Origin of the sequence: Megamonas sp. Calf98-2, assembly GCF_900110235.1 — a bacterium.
In the GTDB taxonomy this organism is placed as follows: Bacteria; Bacillota; Negativicutes; order Selenomonadales; family Selenomonadaceae; genus Megamonas; species Megamonas funiformis.
Map to the genome: position 1 here is coordinate 91,135 of NZ_FOCY01000001.1, position 21,593 is coordinate 112,727.

Below are 21,593 nucleotides of genomic sequence, written 5' to 3' on the forward strand. Positions count from 1 at the left end.
TCTTAGTAAAATAAATTTAATTGATAAAATATATGAGATACAAAAGGAATAAAAAGATGAATTTAAAAAAAATATTTATATTTATGATGGTGGGAATATGTTTATTCCAATTACCTGTCGCAAATGCAAAGAATAATTCAGCCAAGAATATACAAACTAAAATAACTACAGAAAAAATAGAAAAATCTATGATAAATTCTATTCGTTTTAGTAAAGCATCAGATAAAGTTAGAGTTGTTTTTGATATAAATGCTGATACAAAATATGATGTAAAACAACAGCCAAATGGCGATATAATGGTAGATTTTTCTGAACCTATAAATAAACAATATTTAAGTGGTATCAATGTAAATGATGATACAGTTCCGTTTTTAGAAGTATATAGTGATGATAAAACAAGTTGTGTTGTTATAAAAGTAACAGATAATAGCGCATTTGATATGGGAGAATTAAATAATCCTCGAAGATTGTATATAGATGTGCAAAAAGATTATGAATATAGCATTACTAAAGAATTAGAGCCAGGATTAACACAGATTTCTTATTACAGCAAAAAATCAGGTGTAAAACAACATGCTCAGTTAGTAGAAGTTAGTCCTAAATATTTTAAATTTGTACCTGTTTTAGGTGGCGGAGATAAGATGGCAAAAAATACAGTTTCTGCTATGTCTGATTATGTAAATGCGGCAGTAGCTGAAAATGCTTCTTATTTTGGTTCTGGTAAGGAATTATATGGTGTAACTAAAATTGCAGGAGATTTAGTTTCTTCTATGTATTTGACACGCACTGGATTTGGTGTATTAGCAGATGGAACACCTTATATTGGTGATGTAAGTTATAGTGGTATTGTGCAAAGTAAAAATGGAGATGTATACGTTTCTGGTTTAAACGGCACAAGAACAAGTGATAGTGTAATGTTATATAATCAATATTATGGAAAATCCACAGGTACAGATAATAGTGGTATTGAATATGTAGTAAAAGATAATAAAATTGTAAAAATAAATAGTGGCAATAGCCTTTTAAGACCTGGTGAAATTGTTGTATCTGCAACAGGTAATGGGAAAAATATATTATCAGGTTTAGATGTAGGCGATGATTTAGTAGTAAATCAGATTTTAAATACTCCATGGGATAGCGCTACAGATATTTTAGGCGCAGGTCCTCGTTTAGTGAAAAATGGTCAAGTTGATATAACTTCATCTATAGAACAGATTGGTCCAGATGTTACAGGGGCTAGAGCGCCTAGAACAGCAGTGGGCATCTTAAAAAATGGAAATGTATTATTTGCAGTTTTAGATGGTAGACAAGCTCATAGTAAAGGTATGATGCTTGATGAGTTTGCTAGATTTTTAATTGGTATGGAAGTTGTTGATGCTGTTAATTTTGATGGTGGCGGTTCATCTGAATTAGTTATCGGTGGGAAAATAGTAAATTCTCCATCAGATGGAATGGAAAGACCTGTAGCAACAGCACTTACAGCTGTACGCCGTTAGCTTGTTAAGAATACAAGGATATGGTATTATCAAATTAGAATAATTTTATTTTAAAACGAATTTAATGGGAAAAATAAAAGATTTATTAAAGGAAGTGATTGAGATGAAAAGAAAATATTTAATCTTATCGACGATTATAGCTTTAATATTGTTGACTACAGTAGGATTAGCTATGGGAAATAAACAAGTGGAACAAAAAGCAGTAATTGCAGGGACAGTAAGTTCAACAGTGGCAGAAGGTACTACTGTGAAAATGGGAGATTCTCTAGTGGAAATATCTACACTTACAGGTACTTCAGCAGCTGCTAGAGCAACTGTTAATGGTGTAGTAAAACAAGTTTTAGTAAAAGTTGGTGATAATATAACACCAAATCAAGTAGTAGTATATGTTGAACAGCTAGAATAATAAGAGAAAGAGAATTGGTGTAGTATTAATGATAAAATATTTAGTAACGATATGTTTAATGTTGTTATTGTATACAAATTCTGCATTAGCTATGCCTCCAATAATGACAACGTCAGAATTAAAACCAGGGATGCAAGGTTATGCAGAAACTGTAGTTCAAGGAGCACAGCAGGTTAGTTTCGATGTAGAAATAATAGGTGTAGTCAATAATGGAAAAGGCTCATCAAAACAGATATTAGCGCGTGCATATGGACCGATTATTGATGAAACAAATGGCGTTATTCATGGCATGAGTGGTAGTCCTGTATACGTTGATGGCAAATTAATTGGTGCAGTTGCTAGAGCTGTCGGTCAAGATGTATTACCATATAAATTTTATATAACACCTATTGAAGAAATGTTAAAGATTTGGACTTTGCCAGACTCTTTAGCTGTGATAAATAAATCTAATATAGAAAAAGTAAAAATACCTTCACTAGGAGAGTATGAAAAAAATCAAGATAATTACGATGAAAATATTGATAAAGAAGTAGAAAAATATAAATCAAAACATTTAGCGACACCAGAAGGGCAAGAAGCTGTAAAAGGTAAGGCACAAAAACGCTTAGAAGAAATATTAAGTGGTCTTGATATAGAAACGCAAGAAGATAAAACAGATGTTGATGCTGACATTGTGCAAACAGATAAAATCATAAAAGATTTAGAAGATAATTCTAAAACAGATGTTAATGCTGATAAATTAGAAGAACATATATCTTTGACTGATTTTATTTTGAAAAGCTTAGAAAAACAAAATAAAGCTCAAGCAAGTAGTTTTAATAATACTTCGATGATGCCGATTTATGTTTCAGGTTTTAATGATAATGCCTTAAATTTCTTAGCTAATAATTTAAAATATAAAAATATGACACCGTATAATACAGGGGAATTTATCAGTGCTCCTATGGGAAATAAAGATAGTGATATCAAGCAAAACGCAACTTTGAAAGCTGGCGATCCTGTAGGCGTAGTTATGGCTTATGGTGATTTTTCTGCTGGGGGAACAGGTACAGTAACAGCTGTTGAAGGCAATAAAATATTGGGATTTGGTCATGCAATGACTTACAAGGGAAATGTAAATTATTTTATGACTGAAGCTGATATTATAGGCTCAGCAGGTGGTATATTAAATGGCGTGAAGGTAAGTTCTTTCGGAAAAATTATCGGTAGAGTTAATCAAGACCGTTTCAGTGGTGTAGGTGGAATTTTAAATGAATATCCATCTTCTATTCCTGTAAGGGTTAAAGTAAAAGATAGAAATTTAGGCAAAGAAGAAACCTTTGTATCCAAAATTGCATATGATGAAGATATTTTGCCAACTTTAGCATCAAGTATTGTATATGCTTCCATGGATAGAACGGCAGATAGAGCAAGTTATGGTACATCAAAAATAAAATTTACCATAATGACAGATGAAGTTCCTGAAGGAAAATTTGAGCGAGAAAATATGTTTTATGATCCTAAAGATGTCGGTCAATTTACGGTGGGAGAATTGACACAAGCATTGTATTTCTTATGCACAAATATGGATAAACCTTCTAATATTTTAGATGTAAAAGTAGATGTAGATTTTACTTCTAGTAGAAAAACTGCTTCTATTGTTAGTGCTATTCCAGATAGAGAAGAAGCTAAACCAGGTGAATTAGTTAATTTTAATGTGACATTAAAACCATATCGTCGAGAAAATGTGACAGTAACTATACCATACACCATTCCTAAAACTCAAAAAGAAGGTCAAATGTTTTTAGAAGTAAAAGGTGGTGGCTTTGTACAATTAGGACAAGTTTTACAAAGTGGATTAGTTGTAACACCGCAAGATATAGCTCAATTATCTACAGTTGACCGTTTGAATGAAATAAAAAATTTGAATAAAAACAATGAAATAGTTATTTCACCAACAATTGATATAGAAAGCGAAAAAGATCAAGATAAAGCGATAAAAGAAGCTATAAAATTATCTGAAGAAATTGGTAAAATGAGTAAAAAAGAACGAGAAGAGTTCAATAAAAATCGTGAAAGTAAAATATCTACAGATTATGTAATCGATAATTTTATCCAAACGAGTATAAATATTAAAAAATGATTAAAAGCTTAAAAAAAAGTAAATAACTATTTACTATTTTTAAATTCATTGCTAAAATCGAATAGTGAGAAAATATCCGTGAGTCTTTCTCACGGATATTTTTTTCGATAAAGTTAATAGCTATAAAGTTGAGGATTTATAAAATGATAATAAGATTTTTTGAAAAAATAGGGAGATTTGTTATTGGTCATTTAGAAACTTTAGGGCAATTTACTATTTTAATAGGCAATACGATTGCACAATTAAGATATCCTCCGAGAATGCGACATGTCTTTCAGCAAATGTCACATTTAGGTGTAGATACATTGCCGATCATAACGCTTACGATGTTATTTACGGGTATGGTAATAACATTGCAGACTGCTACAGAATTTATTCGTTTAGGGGCACAATCTACAGTAGGTGGTATAGTAACTATTGCTGTAGGACGTGAACTTGGGCCAGTTTTAGCAGGTGTTGTAACAGCCGGTAGAGTTGGTGCAGCTATAACAGCTGAAATCAGTACAATGAAGGTAACGGAACAAATTGATGCTTTAAAAGTTATGGCTACTAATCCAATTGGTTATTTAGTAGTACCTCGATTGATAGCTTGTATGTTTATGTTGCCTATTTTAGTAGTTTTTGGCGATGTCATTGGTTCTATTGGTGGTTGGATGGTAGCAGAATATTATGATATTAATATTTATATGTATTTACATTCGATAGATACTTTTGTAGATGTTCATGATATAACAGGTGGTTTATTAAAATCCATTGTATTTGGTGCAATTATCGCTATTGTAGGTTGTTATTATGGTTTAAATGCTCAAAATGGTGCAGAAGGTGTAGGTAAAGCAACGACTCGTTCTGTCGTAATTTCAATTATTGTTATATTCTTTAGTAATTGTTTATTATCTATGTTGCTTTATCGTTGAGGTGGTATAATGATAAAAGTAGTCAACATATATAAATCTTTTAAGGATAGATTGATTTTAAACAATATTAATTTTGAGGTTAATAAAGGTGAAACCTTAGTTATAATTGGCGGTAGCGGTTCAGGTAAATCGACTTTATTGAAATTATTAATAGGGCTGTTACGACCTGAGCAAGGACAGATTTTCATTGATGGCAAAGAAATATCAAAATTAAAAGAAGAAGAACTAGATAAAGTACGTTTAAATATGGGGATGGTTTTCCAATATTCTGCGTTATTTGATTCAATGAGTGTAGGCGATAATGTAGGCTTTGGTTTACAAGAGCATAGCAAATTATCTGCCAAGGAAATCAAAGAAATTGTAGAAGAAAAATTAAATTTAGTAGGTTTATCTGGTTTTGCAAATTACATGCCGAATGAATTATCTGGTGGTATGAAAAAACGTGTTAGTTTAGCTAGGGCAATTGCTTTTGAGCCAAAAATTTTATTGTATGATGAGCCAAGTTCGGGTTTAGACCCTGTAACTTCTGCTAAGATTGATGAGCTTATTGTACAGATGCAAAAATTATTAGGTGTTACTTCTATAGTGGTAACACATGATATGAAAAGTGCTTTTTATATTGCAGATAGAATTGCTATGTTGTATCAAGGTGAGATGATAGCAATTGGCACTCCAGATGAAATAAGAAATTCCACAGATAGTAGAGTTTTAGAATTTATAAATGTTAGCCAAATTAGAAAGAGGTGAAAAAATGTCCAATGAAGCAAAAGTAGGGATTTTTACGACAATCGGCTTAGCCTTATTAATTGGTATTATAGTTTATTTAAGTGGCTTTAGTTTTGGCAAAGAAAAAGACTATACTTTTGATATCACTTTTAATCAAGTTACAGGATTAAAGATAGGTGCTGGTGTTAGTTATGCCGGTATTGATGCTGGGCGAGTATCAGCGATTGAAGCTTATAAAGATAAGGCAAGAGTTACTGTTGTCATAAAAGGTAATATGCAGATTGCAAAAGACTCATTATTTACCATCAGTAGTGATGGTTTAATGGGTGAAAAATTTATTAGCATCATGCCACCACAACATCCATCTGGTGAGTATCTAGTAGGTGGAGAAGAAGTACATGGTGTTGATGAAAAGGGATTAGATTATTTATTGGTTCAAGCTAGTGTGACTTTAGATGATGTAAGAGGTTTGATAAAAAGTATGAATGACATTTTAGGTAACCAAGATGTACAGAAATCTTTAATTCAAACAGCAGTAAATCTTAAAGATTTAACTGGAAATATGAACCAATTAATGCAAGTGATGTCTACATTAGCAGTTAATAATCAGCAAGACATTGATAATATGATTAAGAATTTATCTGCAATGACAGCTAGTATGGCTAAGGCTGCAGATGAAATTGAAATCATGATAAATGATTTTGCTGGTGATGGCGAAACTGCTAATAATATGAAAGTTGCTATTGCTAATTTATCAGCAACTAGTGAAAGTGTAAAAAAAATGGCAACTAATATGGAAACTGTAGTTGCAGACCCACAGACAGCACAAAGCTTGAAAAACATAATCAGCAACGCAGATAATATATCACAGCGTGCAGATAATATGATGAGTAAAGTGTCTTCTATTGAAGTTAAGCCAGGTGTAGAAGCATTGTACAGTGGTGGGCAATCTGAATGGATGGTAAATGCTGATGTAAAAGTTTATACAGATCCAAATTCTTTTTTGCTAATAGGCGCCGATGATATTGGCGGTGATGATAGTGGTACTAATCTACAGATAGGAACAGGTAATGGCATTTTTACAGGTAGAGGTGGATTAGTTGATGATAAAGTCGGCGTAGGTGTTGACTTAAAAGCAGGAGAAAAAGGAAAAATTTCTGTAGATGCTTATGATCCTAATGATTTAAGAGTTAAATTAAAAGGTCAATATGAAGTGGCGCAAGACACATATTTAATAGGTCAGATAAAAGATATTAATGATTCAGATGAAAGAGCCGCTTATGTAGGCTTAAGACATGAATTTTAATTTGGGAGGATTTGAAAATGAATAAAAAGTCTTTAAATAAAACAATAACAGCTGTGTTATTAAGTGGCTCATTATTTTTAGGTGGTAGTAATTTAGCTTTTGCACAAGATACTGTAGATTTAACTTTAGATAATACAGTAGAATTAGCATTAGAAAATAATAGAACTATAAAACAATCTGTATATGATACAGATTCGGCTCGTTGGGCATTGAGTGAAGCAAAAGGTCAAAAAGGCTTTTCTATCAATTGGCAAACAGTAGCAGCTGCTGCTAGTGGCGAAACATATGATTTACAAAATAGAGATTCTACTTATCAAAATGTGGTAGAAGCTTCTATTCCATTATATACAGGTGGACAATTAGAAAATAATATTAAAAGTAAAGAAATCGGTGTAGATATCAGCGATTTGACTTTGGAAAATACAAAACAACAGATTAAATATGATACAACAAAAGGTTATTATAATATTTTACAGTGTCGTAATTTAGTAGGTGTAAATCAGGAAACTGTAGATCAATTGCAAGCACATTTAGATACAGTTAATGCTAAATATGCTGCAGGTACAGTAGCTAAATCTGATGTATTGCGCTCTCAAGTAGAATTAGCAGATGCTAAACAAAATCTTGTAAATGCAGAAAATAATTATGATTTATCTATTTCTTCTTTGAATAATTTAATTGGTTTACCTATAGATACTAAAATTAATATTCAAGATGAATTAAAATATACAAAATATGATTTAAGCTTAGCTGAATGCATGGATTTAGCAATGACAAATCGTCCAGATGGTGTTGCAGCAGCTAAAGCTATTGAACAAGCTAAAGCAAGTGTAAAAGCAGCCCAAGCTGGTAATCTACCACAACTTTCTGCTTATGCAAGTTACACTGTTGATGGCGATGATGCTTTTAATAATGATGCAGCAGAAAAATCAGAAGTTGGTGTTAAAGCTAGTTGGAACCTTTTTGATAACAATGTAACTAAAGCGCAGGTAAGACAAGCAGAAGCAGCTTTAGCTAAAGCTCAAGAAAATGCTCAATATGTAAATGAAGGCATTCAATTAGAAGTACATCAAGCATATTTGAATTTACTTTCTGCTGAAAAAAATATTCAAACAACAAGTGTAGCAGTAAATCAAGCAAGTGAAGATTATACTATCGCACAAGTTCGTTATACTGCAGGTGTAGGTACTAATATCGATGTTATGGATGCAGCAGTTGCTTTGACTACAGCAAAAACAAATTATGTACAAGCTCTTTATGATTACAATGTAAGTAAAGCTCAGTTAGATAAAGCAATGGGTCTTCCTGTTGATTTAGATGTTCAAGCAGTAGCAGCAAAAACATATTAAGATATTTTCTCTATAATAAATTCATGCTATACTAAAAACAGAATAAACTATTTAAACGGGAACTAAAATAGTTCCCGTTTCTTAGTATAGAGATTATTTAACTATTTAATATAGAGGTGAGTTAGATGCAAAAAAAGTCTAAAATTATTGTAGGAGCTAGTGTATTTATAATATTTTGTATAAGTTTAATGACTTTTTTATGGATAAACTCTCAATCTTTCAAACAAGAAACGGCTAATTTAATATCTAAACAAGTAGAAAATATCTTAGGTACGAAAATAAATATAAATTCGTTATATATTGTATCTACAAATTCAGCAGCTATAGATGATGTAGAAATTTATGATAAAGAAAATGAATTAATAGCAAAAGCGGATAAGGTAGTATTTACTATAGATTTTTGGCAGATTTTGAGACAATCTCCATTGGCAGGATTAAGTGAAGTAGATGTCATCAATCCTGAGGTTAATATTATTCAGCGCAGTGATGGTTCATGGAACGTAGAAGATTTAATAGATAAAGATTCAGATACACCTGTTGATTTCAAAGGAATTGTAAAAGTCGAAAATGGACAATCTAAATTGCGCTTTGAAGGAAAGCAATTATCCATAGATAAAATTAATTTAGAAGCAGATTGCGCAGATTTAACAGCTATAAATCTTGATGGTAGTTTAAATCATGAAGATGCTTTAGTAGAATTTGATGGTGTTGTAGGTGAAGTAATCAAAACTAACTTAGAAATAAAAGCGCAAGATTTAGATATTTTGAAATACTTGCCATTTATACCAGAAGAGTATTTAGCTAATGTTAATATAAAACAAGGTTTTATAAATAAGGCAAATATAACAATTAGTGGTAATTTAGAAAATCAATATACTTTAGATGGTTCTGTTAGTTTTGTAGATGGTGCATGTGAAGTCTTAGGTCAAAATGTAGAAGATATACGAGGTATTATTTTATTAAATAATAAAAATATACAATTATTTGTAAGTGGAAGTGCTCAAGGACAAAAAGTAGCTGTTCATGGAAATATTGAAGACTATATGACTGAACCGCGTTTGCGTTTAATTGCAGAAAGTAAAAGTTTTAGACCTGAATTATTTATTGAAGGTATACCATTTAATGGCAAAGTTTCGTTTGTAAGTGCTATTTATGGTACTTTAGATGATATACGTATTGGTGCTCAAGTTAATTCTAAATTAGGATATATATATGATTATCCTATAGAAGATATAAATATTCAGGCTAGATATAGAGATAATAAAGTATTCATTGATGATTTTAGAGCAGATTTTGCCAATGGTTGGATTTGGGCATCTGGTCAATGTGATTTAGCTGATTTATCATATAAAGGTTCATTTAGAGCATCTAATATAGATATGTCTGTTTTTAATAATTATTTACCACAAGTAATTACAGGTAATGCGATTATTCGTGGCGATTTTAAAGGTCAAGGTGTAGAATTTGAAAACTTAGACCTCAGTGGTCGATTAGAGGTAAATAATGGAAGTTATGATAATATACCAGTAGAAAAACTAGAAGCCTCTTTTTATAAAGAAAAAGATTTACTTCAAATTGATGCTTTAACGGCTAGTTTTGCTAATGGAGGAAAATTGGCAGCTAAAGGTGGTCTGCAAAATGATAATATAAATGCAGATTTTTATGCTTCAAATGTAGATATGTCTTTAGTTAAAAATTATTTACCAGATATGGAGATTTCTGGAGATGCTAATTTTAGTGGTAGATTGTCTGGTGATTTAGATAATCCTGTATTGCGAATTGATTTAATGGCAAAAGATGGCTCGATATTAAATCAGCCATTTGATTCATTATTAGTAAATGCGGTGGGTAATTTAGATGGTATGCGTGTAGACAGATGTCAGTTTATCAATGATGGTGAAATTACGCATGAAGCCACTGGAGTATTAGGTTTTAAAGGCAAACAATTTATTGATATGGTAGTGCAAACAAAACAAGCACGCGTAGAAAATTTGATGCAAGTTGTTATGCCAGAATTTAAAATAACAGGAAATGTAGATAATAGTATACATCTAACAGGTAATTTACAAGATATAAAAGCTACAGGTAATGTGCATTTTTATGAAGGTAGTTTATATGGTATATTAATTACGCAAGTAGATGGGACATATGAATATAATGATGGTGATATAGTCTTAAAAGATTTTGTAATAACATCACCATTTATTAAAGCTACTTTATCTGGTAATTTAGATAAAAATAAAGAAATGAATTTTAAATTTAAAGCAGATGAAATCTTAATTGATAAATTACAAGTAGATTTACCTTATCCAGTATCAGGAAAAGCAAGCTTTGATGGTGTTTTAACTGGTAAAGTGGGTGCTTTAAATTTTGATGGTATTTTGCAGGCAGATGATATTGTCTTAAATGGTGAAAATATAGATGATATTTATGGTCATTTAAAATTAGCTAATAGAATTTTAAGTTTAGAGCAATTTAAATTTAAACAAAATAATGGTGAATTTGATTTCAATGGAGCAGTAAATTTAAATACTAAGCAAGTTGAAGGAAAAGCGATTATTGTTCAAGCTGATATCAATGCAGCAATGTCCATGGCTAATTTAAAAAATAATTTATTAAATGGTCGTTTTGACGGTATAGCACAATTAAATGGTACTTATGAAAATCCACATGTTGATTTGAATGGTACGATGATAGATGGCACGTTAAAAGATTATCCATTACAAAATATTCAAATCGATGCTGAATTGGATAATAAAGTCGTGAAAATAGATAAATTCTATGCTGAACAAGGTGCAGGTAAAGTGGCGGCTCAAGGCAGTATAGATTTAGAAAATGGCCCTATAGATGCACGAATATCAGCTAGTAATATGGATGTAAATCTATTAACTCATTTATGTGATATGAATATAAATATAAATGGTGTTATGAACGGTGATATTCAAGTTGGCGGTACAATTGATGAGCCGACAGCAGATATTTCTATTTATACGCAAGGTGATGGTACTCAGTTTGATAATGCTTATGCATTAGCAAATTTAAAAAATGGTGTAATTTATATAAATCAAATGGCTGCGAATAAAGGTCAATGTGCAATAAAAGCAGAAGGCAGTATACCGATAGCAGCTTTAGAAATGGATAAAAGAAATGAGCAAAATATAAATCAACAGATGAACTTAAAGGTTTATTTGGAAAATACAGATTTAAATATATTGCCATCGTTAACACCATTTGTTGAATGGTCTATGGGTAATGTCCAAGGTGATTTAAATATTACAGGAACAGTACAAAAACCTAATTTTAAAGGAAATATATCTACAGTAGATAGTGCTATTAAATTTAAATATATAGATAGTCCATTAGAAAATATAAATGTGGATATAGATTTTGACCAAGACTTAATGACCGTTAAGCGTTTCACAGGTAAAATGGGAGAAGGAGATTATAATTTAGTAGGAATGGCACATCTCACAAGTCAAGGTATTACAGGTTACAGCTTTAATCTTGATTTAAATAATTTGGATATTGTGTCAGATTATTATACAGGTCATTTAGTGGGCAATTTACAATTAATCGAAGAAGAATTTCATGGTAGAAGATTGCCAAAATTGATAACTAATCTTGACTTTAATAATATCGAAGTTTCTATGCCACCGCTTCCAGAAACAACGGATACACCGCTTCCTGAAATGTTATTAGATATAAATGTTACCTTAGGTGACAATGTACATGCTTATGATGCCTTATTATATGATTTGTATATAAAAGGTGCTTTTAACATAAAAGGAACAACTATTCATCCAAAATCTTCAGGTAGTTTAACTGTTGATAAAGGAACAATTAATGTTTTGAAAAATATCTTTAAGATTGAAGTAGGTAATATAGTATTTAATCAAGTAGATTCGTTCTTCCCAAGTATAGATTTTCTAGCTGTGACTAGACTTGATAGAACAAAAATATTTGCAAGCCTACAAGGTCCTTTAGATAAGCAATTAGAACCGAGATTGTTTTCTGAACCAGCAATGAATGATGCAGAAATAATAAAATTATTGGCATTTAGAACAGATTATAAAGAAGGCAGTTCTGGAGAAATAACAGAAGATGATTTACTATCCTTAGCATCTGTGGGATTACAGATGAGTTTCTTAAATGAAATTGAGGGTACATTAAGAAATGTATTGAATTTGGATGAATTTAGAATTTCTCGAGATAGCTTATCTGATAGTGCTAAAAAACGCTTTGATACAGATGATGGCGATGTGTATAGTGTTCAAATTGGAAAATATTTGTCAGATAAGGTTATGCTTCGTTATACAAAAGGCATAAATTATGATTTAAATAGGGTGGGCTTACAATATTATATGAATAATAATGTAGGTATTATCACAGAAGTAGAAGATGATGGTGTATATAATATAAAATTAGAAATGCAGTGGAAATTTTAATTTATTTTTAAGATGAATTTGTTATGATACTCATATTTTCTTGAGTATCATAACTTTTTTCATATGAAAGATATTATTTTTAATATAGTTGTGATAAAATTACAATATTGGTGAGTTTTGCCAAATTAAGGAGGTTTTTTGTTTGAAACAGAAAAATTATAAATTATTAGTCTGCGCGTTAGCCATGGCTAATATCAGTGCCTTTAGTATAAATAATTGTTTTGCAAATGTTGCAGATAATAATGTACATGAAAATATTGTATCTGCTGAAAGCTTAACTGAAGAAGTAGTAGCAGCAAAAATTGATGAAACAATGCAAGATGTATCTGCGGACAATGAGGTTGCAAAAGAAGACAAAGAAATTGTTATCAATAATGACAAAAAAAATAAAGTGGATAAAGTACAAGATCCTGAAGCTATTGCTAAAATGAATACTTGGAAAGAACAAAGACCAACAGAAGAAACTATTAAAAATAATAATAGTGCATATACAGATATGACAGTAGTCAGTGTAGATGTTGTGGGAAATGAAAAAATAGCTAAAGAAGATATCTTAAATGTTTTAACTATAAAAGCTGGAGACAAATTCAATATAAAAAATATAGAACAAGATAGAAATAATATTTATAATACAGGCTATTTTTATGATAATTATCCTTCTTATGAAATTGTTCCTGAAGGTGTAAAAATAACTTATCATGTAATGGAAAATCCTGTGTTGAATTCTGTAGAGATTTTGGGAAATCAAGTTTATTCCACAGATAAAATTGAAGATATGTTAACTGTAAAAAAAGGCGAAATTTTAAATATTCGTCAATTGAATACAGATTTAGCAAATATTGAAGCTAGCTATCGCCAAGATGGATATATTTTGGCAAAATTAAGAGATATATCTATTGATGAAAGTGGTAATTTAACTTTAACTTTTAATGAAGGTATTCTTGAAGGTTATGTAGTAAAAGGTAATGATAAAACAAAAGATTATGTTATTACTCGTGAAATGCGTATAAAACCAGGCGAAGTATTTGATGCTAAGAAAGCACGTCGTAGTATGCAACGTGTATATAATTTAGGATTTTTTGAAGATGTTAGTGTAAAAATTTTACCAGGTAAAGAAGATCCAAATAATATCATCATGGAATTGACTGTTATTGAAAAACGTACAGGTTCTTTTGGTATTGGTGCTGGTTATAGCAGTGAAGATGGTCTTTTAGGTATGGTTAGTGTTAGTGATAGCAACTTTATGGGAATTGGTGATTCTGTAAAAGCTATGTACGAATTTGGTGGAGAAGATGGCGATGACAGTGGTTATAGCATCTCTTATACAAAACCATGGCTTGATGAAAAAGAAACTACAGGTACTTTCCGTATTTATGATCGTAAGTTTGAATATGATGATTACGATAATGGCGGTGATCTTATTGAAACTTACGATAAAAAAAATCAAGGGTATGAATTAAACTTTGGTCGTCCAACAGATGAATATACAATGAATTATTTAGGTTTTAAAATAAATAATACAGAATATCGTGGACATGAAGATGGTCCATATAATCGCGATACTAGCCAGTATGAAGCATGGAGAGATAATAATTTTGGGGAAACTAGAAGTATTATAGCTTCTCAAGTACGCGATACAAGAGATAATATTTTCTATCCAACAGAAGGAACTAGAACTAGTCTATCTGTTGAATATGCTGGTTTAGGTGGAGATTTTGATTATACTAAATTGACAGGTAGTATACAAAAATATTATAAAGTAGGTCATGCACAAGTTTTGGCATTGCGTGGTAGTGCAGGTTATGCAAATGAAGATTTACCAGAAGCTGCTTTATTTGAAGTAGGTGGTCAAAATTCTGTTCGTGGCTATCGTGATGGACAATTTTCTGGTAATAAAATGTTAATGGGTACAGTAGAATATCGTTTCCCATTAGTAAATAAAGTACAAGGTGCTTTGTTTACAGATGTAGGTGATGCTTGGGGTGGTAAATCTTGGGGACCATGGAGTTCCATTGAAGATGATTTGGATTTACATGCTAGTGTAGGTTTAGGACTACAAATGCAAACTCCAATAGGTGCTCTTCGCCTTGATTATGGTTGGGGTGAAGATGGCGGAAGACTTCATTTTAATGTAGGTGGAAACTTCTAACAGTAATATTTTTAGATTAACTGCAGAATTTTTTCTGCAGTTAATTCTTTCCTTGAATAAGAATTTTTAGTTTGTTATAATTAAAGTGTTTTAACTAAGAGGCAAAAGCCTTATAAAGGGAGAAGATAAAGTTGATTAATTTCGAAAAGAAACAAGTAAAAATTATTAGTGTTATTATTGCAGCAGTATTTGTATTTAGTATTGTCGCTCTTGGAGTTTCACAATATCAATCTGGTATGGCAGGAGCATCTTCTTCTAATGTTGGTATTGTAGATTATTCCAAACTTATTGCAGAACATCCAGGAATGCAACCTGCTCGTGAAAAATATGAAGCAGCAGCAAAACAAGTTCAAGAAGATTTCCAAAATCAAGCTGCAAATATGACACCTGAACAGCAGCAACAATTTATAGAACAAAAACAAAAAGAAATGCAAGATAAGCAAAAAGAATTAATCGATCCTATTCGCAATAGCATAGAAGAACAAGTAAAAGCAGTAGCTGATTCTAGAGATATTAATGTTGTATTAGATAAAAACAATGTATTATATGGTGGACAGGATATCACTCAAGATGTTTTAACAAAAATTCAAGCTCAGGGTGATGTAACTACAGATAATACTAATAGTTCTGATGCAACTTCTGCTGAAGCTACAGATACAACAAATTCTTCTGGTCAAAATTAATTTTTATGCTTTTAGATGAAATACCGAGCAAATGCAGTGATGCTCGGTATTTTAATAATCTAAATAAATTTGTAGGGAGGTGGCTTTATGGCAAATGAGCAAGATAAAGATGATGATATGCAAGAGAACAAAAAGGATAAGAGTAGAAAAAGTGCTATTATTACAGGTGGTATTTGTGTATTATTATGTATTATAGGAGCTTTATATATTTGGCATAAACAAACACAAAAACCTCCAGTGCAATTAGATGTTAATTCAGCAATAGCTACGGTAGATATAGATAAATTGATGTCTAAACATAGTGATTATGCTAAATTAGAAAAATTGCAAGCCGAGAAGATATTGATTTTAATAAAATTAAAATCATATGCATTAAATACAGAACAATTGCAACCACCGCAAGTAAATCCGGCAAGTCAAGTATTTGAACAAGTTGTAGATGAACAAAATAATTTACAAGAAATAAAAGCTAAACAACAATTAAAAGAAGAAACGATAACAAAAGAACATGAAATAAGACAAAGATTATCTATTGAAAAAAATAAAGCAGAAACATTAATAACTGATAAATATACAAACGCTATTTTTAATTGCACTATGAAATTAGATAATGCTGAAAACTTGAGATTGACTCAAGAAGAAAAAGATAATCTATTAACATTATTAGAACAGCTAAAAAAAGAACGCGGAGAAAATGTAGCGCTGATTGAGCAACAATATAATTTAAAAGTTGCTGATGAATTAATGAAGTGGCGAGCACAACGAGAACAAGAATTAGGTATAAATGTTCAAAAGATACATCAAATAGATGTACAAAACTCTTTAGAAAGACAACAAGCTGAACAAAAAAGAGAGGCACAATATCTTCAAGATAGATTGCAGATGCTTCAAGCTAGAAAAAAAGATAGTGAACGATTAATAATATTATTGCATACAAAAGAAAATGAAATAAATTTATTAAAGAGAAGCATATTAAAAGACATTGCTAGTAAGGCTATGAAAATAGCAATTCAAAAACATCTAAAATTAGTTATTGCTGATGTTCCAGCTACATTAGATTTTTTTGGTAATATAAAAATAGATAATTTTGATGATACAGTTTTAAATGGTATGGTAGTTGGTGCTGATGCAATTGATATTACAGACGATGTAATGGCTGAACTTACAAATGAGCAAATGCAAAATAATAATGGTAAATAATATATGGAAAGGCGATAGGGTGTCATGAAAATAAAATTAATGTTAGTAATAGCACTTGTTACATTGATGAGTGTATTTATGTCAGGTTGTGGAAGCGAAACTAAATTAGGTTATTTAGATGCTGAACGAGTTATGAATGAAGCACCACAAATAAAAACAATTAGAGATAATATTGATGCTAAGAATAAAGAAATCGAAGCTAAAGAAACAGATTTAATGAGCAAAAAAGCAACTATGTCTGATGAAGAATTTAAAAAAGCACAGATGGATATTCAACGTCAATATCAAGGCTTAGATATGCAATATAAATCTCAAGTAAAAAATACAATGGATAAGGTACTCGCAGAAGTATCAACAGAAAAAGAATTATCTGCTGTAGTGCCAAAAACATTAGTGCGTTCAAATGGTATGCAAGTTCAAAAACAAGAGTTTGTAGTTCAAGGTGGAATTGATATTACAGACGATGTAATTCAGAAGTTGCAATAAAAAGGGGTAATATTATGAAAAGAACACTAGCAGAGATAGCAAATTTAATAAATGGTAAACTTTGTGGGGATTATGATGAGAATTTAGTCATTACAGGTGCAACAGGAATTGCTTTAGCTGGTCCAAGTGAAATAACTTTTGCTGTAGACCCACATTTAGAGGAAGCTATTGCTTGTAATGCGGCTGCAGTGATTATACAAGAAGATGTAGATGGTTTTTCAAAAACTTGTATAAAAGTAAAAAATCCTCGAGAAGCTTTCAATATTTTATTAAATATTTTTAAACCTGAATTGAAAGTAGAAAAAGTCATCAGCTCTAAGGCACATATAGGTAAAAATGTAAAAATTGGTGAAGATGTAGCTATAATGGATTTTGCCTATATTGATGATAATGCAATTATTGGCGATAATGTGGAAATATATCCAAATGTTTATATTGGTCAATATGCTAGTGTAGATGAAAATACAATTCTTCATTCAGGTGTTAGTGTTCGCGAATATTGCAAAGTAGGAAAAAATGTAATTATTCATGATAATACAGTAATTGGTGCAGATGGATTTGGTTTTATAACTAAAGATGGAAAACATACAAAAGTACCACAAGTAGGTAATGTAGTAATTGAAGATGATGTTGAAATTGGCTGTAATGCAGGAATTGATAGAGCAACAACAGGTTCAACAGTGATTGGCAAAGGAACAAAAGTAGATAACCTTGTTCACATTGGTCATAACTGTGTATTAGGAGAAAATTGTTTAGTTGTAGCACAAACAGGTCTTGCTGGTTCAACAATTGTTGGTCATAATGTTACATTTGCAGGTCAAGTTGGCTCTAAAGGTCATATAAAGGTTGGCAGTAATTCAGTTATGGCAGCACGTACAGGTCTTATTGCAGATGTACCAGAAAATTCATTCTATGCAGGTTTTCCTGCTCGCCCTCATCAAGAATGGCTTAGAATTAAAGCAAATGAATCTCGTTTGCCAGATATGATGAAAAAATTGAAATTAATGGAAAAGCGTTTAAAAGCGTTAGAAGAGAAAAATAATTAAATCGAGTAATTCTTTGATTATTAAAGTAGCCAAGCCCTAATGCTTAGCTACTTTTTTTATAGATTTTATTAGTTTAGAAAGTAATTGATATTGTGAAAAAATAAGATAGGAATATAAAGTGAAAGGAGATACAAATGCTATATCATATATTAGTATTTTTAAGTGATATTTGTTGTTTATTACCAGCTAGTGTAGCAAGATTTATAGGTAAGATTTTAGGTGAATTAACATGGATTGTTGTTCCTAAAAAAAGAAAACAAATGGCAATCCATAATATTGAGCGTTGTTTAAAAGTATCAACTGATAAAGCTGAGCAAATTGCCAAGAAAAGTTGGACTAGATTTGGACCAATGATCATGGAAGTATTGCGATTTAAAGTTATATGTAAAAATATTGATAAATATGTAACTATAAAAGGTGAAGAAAATATAAAAAAAGCTATGTTCTATGGAAATGGTGGTGTCATTGCCACAGCACATAGTGGAAATTGGGAGATTATAGGAGCAGCACTCACTCATAAAGGAATGAAGATAGCAGGAGTGGCTCAACATCAACGCAATGAAGGTGTAAATAATTTTATAAATTATTGTCGAGCATTTACAGGTATGCATATAACAGATAAATTGGATATCAAAGAAATGATGAAAATGCTTGGACAAAAATATTTTATTGGGTTAATTATGGACCAAGATGGTGGTTCTACAGGGATTATTATGCCATTTTTAGGTTATGAAGCATCTTGTGTGCAAGGTCCAGCAGTGATGAGCAGATTTAAATCGGCACCGATATTACCAGCTTTTATTACTGAAGATAAAAAAAGACCAGGACATCATATTTTAACAGTATTAGAACCAGTTTTTACAGCTAAAACAAAAGACAAACAAAAAGATATATATGATATGATGGCAAGCTTAACTAGTTTAGTAGAACAACATATAAGAGATTATCCAGAAGAGTGGTTCTGGCTTCATGATAGATGGAAATATGTTGAAAGAAAGAAAAAAGAAGCAAATAACTTGCAGTAAATAGCGTTGTCTTGTAAAATAATTATATATAATTTTTAGGAGGACGACGATGATAAAGCAAAAAACAATTGCGGTAGATGTTTCATATACTGGAATTGGTCTGCATTCAGGCACAGAGGTTAATATGAAATTGCGTCCTGCTCCAGTAGATACAGGAATTGTATTTATTAGAACGGATTTACCAGAAAAAACACAGATAAAAGCAATAGCAAGTAATGTTACATCTACATTAAGAGCGACAACGATTAGTAATGGAGATGTCAAGATTTTTACAATAGAACATTTAATGTCAGCACTATTTGCTAGTGATATAGATAATTGTTATATTGAAATTGACAGTGAAGAACCACCAGTAACAGATGGTTCAGCAAATGTTTTTTTAGAATTGCTAGAAAAAGCAGGAATAAAAGAACAGGAAAAAGAAGCAGATATAATAACAATTAATAAAGTATATCGCATAGATGATAAAGAAAGATTTATAATGGTATTGCCTTATGATGGTTTTCGTGTGAGCTTTACTTCCATAAATCCACATCCATTAATTGGTATACAATATCATGATTTTGAATTTACTAGTAAAGATTTATATAAGAAGGAAATAGCTATAGCACGAACTATTGCTTATGAAAAAGAAGTAGAAGCTTTACGTAAAATGGGATTAGGTTTAGGTGGAAATTTAGATAATGTAATCGTCTACAATGATGAAGGTTGGATGAATAAACTTCGTTTCCCAGATGAATTAGTTCGTCATAAAATTTTAGATGCTATTGGTGATTTGAGATTAGCAGGTAGAATAAAAGGTCATGTAATTGCTGTAAAATCAGGTCATGAATTAAATACAAAGTTAGCAAAGAAAATTCTTGCAGACTTTACTTAAGCAGAAGAGAGGTTATACTATGAGAATTGATATTCCTGAAATTGAAAAAGTTTTACCACATCGTCCCCCATTTTTATTGATCGATCGTATTATTGAATTAGAACCTATGAAATATGCAGTAGGTATAAAAAATATTTCTATAAATGAAGACCAATTTAGAGGACATTTTCCAGGTCATCCAATTATGCCAGGCGTGCTAATTTTAGAAGCAATGGCACAAGTTGGTGGTTTTGCTTTATTATATCCAGCAGAAAACCGCGGTAAACTAGCTTATTTTGGCGGTATGGATAATGTTAAATTTAAAAAACCAGTAGTTCCTGGTGATCAGCTTATTATGAAATCTGAAATTGTGAAAATTCGTGGCGATTTTGGTAAAGTTCATTGTGAAGGTTTTGTTGATGATAAATTAGTAGCTCAAGGTGACTTTACTTTTGCTTTACAAAAACCAGAAAACTTATAAAATGATTAATTAAGGTGTAAAGAGCCAATTAATTGGCTCTTTTACTATGATGGAATTTCACCAAATGGTGTAGTTTTTAAGGAGTGAATACAAATGGAGGCAGAAAGCAAAATACATCCATTAGCAATAGTTCATGAAAATGCCAAAATCGGAAAAAATGTAGAAATTGGTCCATTTGCAGTTATTGGCGAAAATGTAGAAATCGGTGATGGTACAAGAATTGAACCACATGCGGTTATTACTGGATGGACAAAAATTGGCAAAGATTGCGTGATTTTTCCAGGAGCATCTATTGGTGCAGAACCACAGGATTTAAAATTTGTGGGCGAAAAATCTTATGTATATATTGGCGATAGAACAAAAGTTCGTGAATATGCTACAATTCATAGAGCTTGTGGAGCTGAAGAAGAAACTCGTATTGGCAATGATTGCTTATTAATGGCTTATACGCATGTAGCACATAATGCAATTATTGGTAATAATGTTATTATGGCAAATAATGCATCTGTTGCAGGGCATGTTATTGTAGAAGATAGAGCTGTTCTTGGTGGCTTTGCCGGTGTTCATCAATTTGTAAAAATTGGTAGAAATGCAATGGTTGGAGGCTTTTCTAAATTAGTACAAGATGTTGTGCCATATACAATTGTAGATGGTAGACCTGCAAATGTTTGTGGTTTAAATAGTGTAGGTATAGCTCGTGCAGGAATTTCTGTATCGTCAAGAAAAGCTATTAAACAAGCATATAGAATTTTGTATCGTTCAGGATTAAAATTAGCGCAGGCAATATCTGTAATTGAACAAGAAGTTGATTCTTGTGCTGAAGTAGAACATTTTTTACGATTCTTAAGAAATGCTGATCGTGGTATTTGCAGAGAAAACCATGAAGGTAATAATTAAAGTGGG

Annotated in this window: 17 protein-coding genes; all 17 read left to right on the forward strand. The window is 31.3% G+C overall.

What is annotated here, in order from left to right; genetic code table 11:
* Window positions 1-56: 56 nt before the first annotated feature.
* The 17 genes from BMX03_RS00435 to lpxA all read left to right on the forward strand — a co-directional run bounded on the left by BMX03_RS00435 (window position 57) and on the right by lpxA (window position 21,587).
* On the forward strand, window positions 57-1,496 hold the full coding sequence (locus BMX03_RS00435) for a phosphodiester glycosidase family protein (protein ID WP_091693166.1): 1,440 nt from the start codon (window positions 57-59) through the stop codon (window positions 1,494-1,496).
* Window positions 1,497-1,599: 103 nt separating this feature from the next.
* On the forward strand, window positions 1,600-1,902 hold the full coding sequence (locus tag BMX03_RS00440; RefSeq protein ID WP_008539736.1) for a biotin/lipoyl-containing protein: 303 nt from the start codon (window positions 1,600-1,602) through the stop codon (window positions 1,900-1,902).
* 28 nt (window positions 1,903-1,930) lie between these two features.
* On the forward strand, window positions 1,931-4,024 hold the full coding sequence (locus tag BMX03_RS00445) for a SpoIVB peptidase S55 domain-containing protein (protein ID WP_091693169.1): 2,094 nt from the start codon (window positions 1,931-1,933) through the stop codon (window positions 4,022-4,024).
* 143 nt (window positions 4,025-4,167) lie between these two features.
* Complete coding sequence (locus BMX03_RS00450; protein ID WP_015561637.1) at window positions 4,168-4,938, forward strand: MlaE family ABC transporter permease; 771 nt, start codon at window positions 4,168-4,170, stop codon at window positions 4,936-4,938.
* 9 nt (window positions 4,939-4,947) lie between these two features.
* On the forward strand, window positions 4,948-5,685 hold the full coding sequence (locus BMX03_RS00455) for an ABC transporter ATP-binding protein (protein ID WP_008539741.1): 738 nt from the start codon (window positions 4,948-4,950) through the stop codon (window positions 5,683-5,685).
* Window positions 5,686-5,689: 4 nt separating this feature from the next.
* On the forward strand, window positions 5,690-6,970 hold the full coding sequence (locus BMX03_RS00460; RefSeq protein ID WP_018998778.1) for an MlaD family protein: 1,281 nt from the start codon (window positions 5,690-5,692) through the stop codon (window positions 6,968-6,970).
* Window positions 6,971-6,987: 17 nt separating this feature from the next.
* Window positions 6,988-8,319, forward strand: a complete 1,332-nt coding sequence (locus BMX03_RS00465; RefSeq protein WP_015561634.1) for a TolC family protein — start codon at window positions 6,988-6,990, stop codon at window positions 8,317-8,319.
* 125 nt (window positions 8,320-8,444) lie between these two features.
* Window positions 8,445-12,764, forward strand: a complete 4,320-nt coding sequence (locus tag BMX03_RS00470; RefSeq protein WP_091693172.1) for a translocation/assembly module TamB domain-containing protein — start codon at window positions 8,445-8,447, stop codon at window positions 12,762-12,764.
* Between the two features lie 142 nt (window positions 12,765-12,906).
* Window positions 12,907-14,913 carry a BamA/OMP85 family outer membrane protein gene (locus BMX03_RS00475; RefSeq protein WP_091693174.1) on the forward strand — a complete coding sequence of 669 codons (2,007 nt, stop codon included), beginning with the start codon at window positions 12,907-12,909 and terminating at the stop codon, window positions 14,911-14,913.
* Window positions 14,914-15,044: 131 nt separating this feature from the next.
* Entirely contained in the window at window positions 15,045-15,596 is a 552-nt protein-coding gene (locus tag BMX03_RS00480; RefSeq protein ID WP_075554784.1) for an OmpH/Skp family outer membrane protein, read from the forward strand.
* Between the two features lie 87 nt (window positions 15,597-15,683).
* The gene (locus BMX03_RS00485; RefSeq protein WP_091693177.1) at window positions 15,684-16,796 is read left to right on the forward strand and encodes a hypothetical protein; all 1,113 of its coding nucleotides are present in this window, start codon (window positions 15,684-15,686) and stop codon (window positions 16,794-16,796) included.
* A 24-nt stretch (window positions 16,797-16,820) separates the two neighbouring features.
* Window positions 16,821-17,282: an OmpH/Skp family outer membrane protein gene (locus BMX03_RS00490; RefSeq protein ID WP_008539751.1), complete on the forward strand. Its 462-nt coding sequence runs from the start codon at window positions 16,821-16,823 to the stop codon at window positions 17,280-17,282.
* 14 nt (window positions 17,283-17,296) lie between these two features.
* Entirely contained in the window at window positions 17,297-18,328 is a 1,032-nt protein-coding gene (gene lpxD / locus BMX03_RS00495) for a UDP-3-O-(3-hydroxymyristoyl)glucosamine N-acyltransferase (protein ID WP_022228084.1), read from the forward strand.
* Window positions 18,329-18,462: 134 nt separating this feature from the next.
* Complete coding sequence (locus tag BMX03_RS00500; RefSeq protein ID WP_091693180.1) at window positions 18,463-19,353, forward strand: lysophospholipid acyltransferase family protein; 891 nt, start codon at window positions 18,463-18,465, stop codon at window positions 19,351-19,353.
* Window positions 19,354-19,402: 49 nt separating this feature from the next.
* Complete coding sequence (gene lpxC, locus BMX03_RS00505) at window positions 19,403-20,230, forward strand: UDP-3-O-acyl-N-acetylglucosamine deacetylase (protein ID WP_015561623.1); 828 nt, start codon at window positions 19,403-19,405, stop codon at window positions 20,228-20,230.
* A gap of 19 nt (window positions 20,231-20,249) precedes the next feature.
* Window positions 20,250-20,690: a 3-hydroxyacyl-ACP dehydratase FabZ gene (gene fabZ / locus BMX03_RS00510; protein WP_008539755.1), complete on the forward strand. Its 441-nt coding sequence runs from the start codon at window positions 20,250-20,252 to the stop codon at window positions 20,688-20,690.
* Between the two features lie 93 nt (window positions 20,691-20,783).
* A complete protein-coding gene (gene lpxA, locus BMX03_RS00515; RefSeq protein ID WP_008539756.1) occupies window positions 20,784-21,587 on the forward strand; it encodes an acyl-ACP--UDP-N-acetylglucosamine O-acyltransferase in 804 nt (267 codons plus the stop codon).
* The last annotated feature ends 6 nt before the right edge of the window (window positions 21,588-21,593 follow it).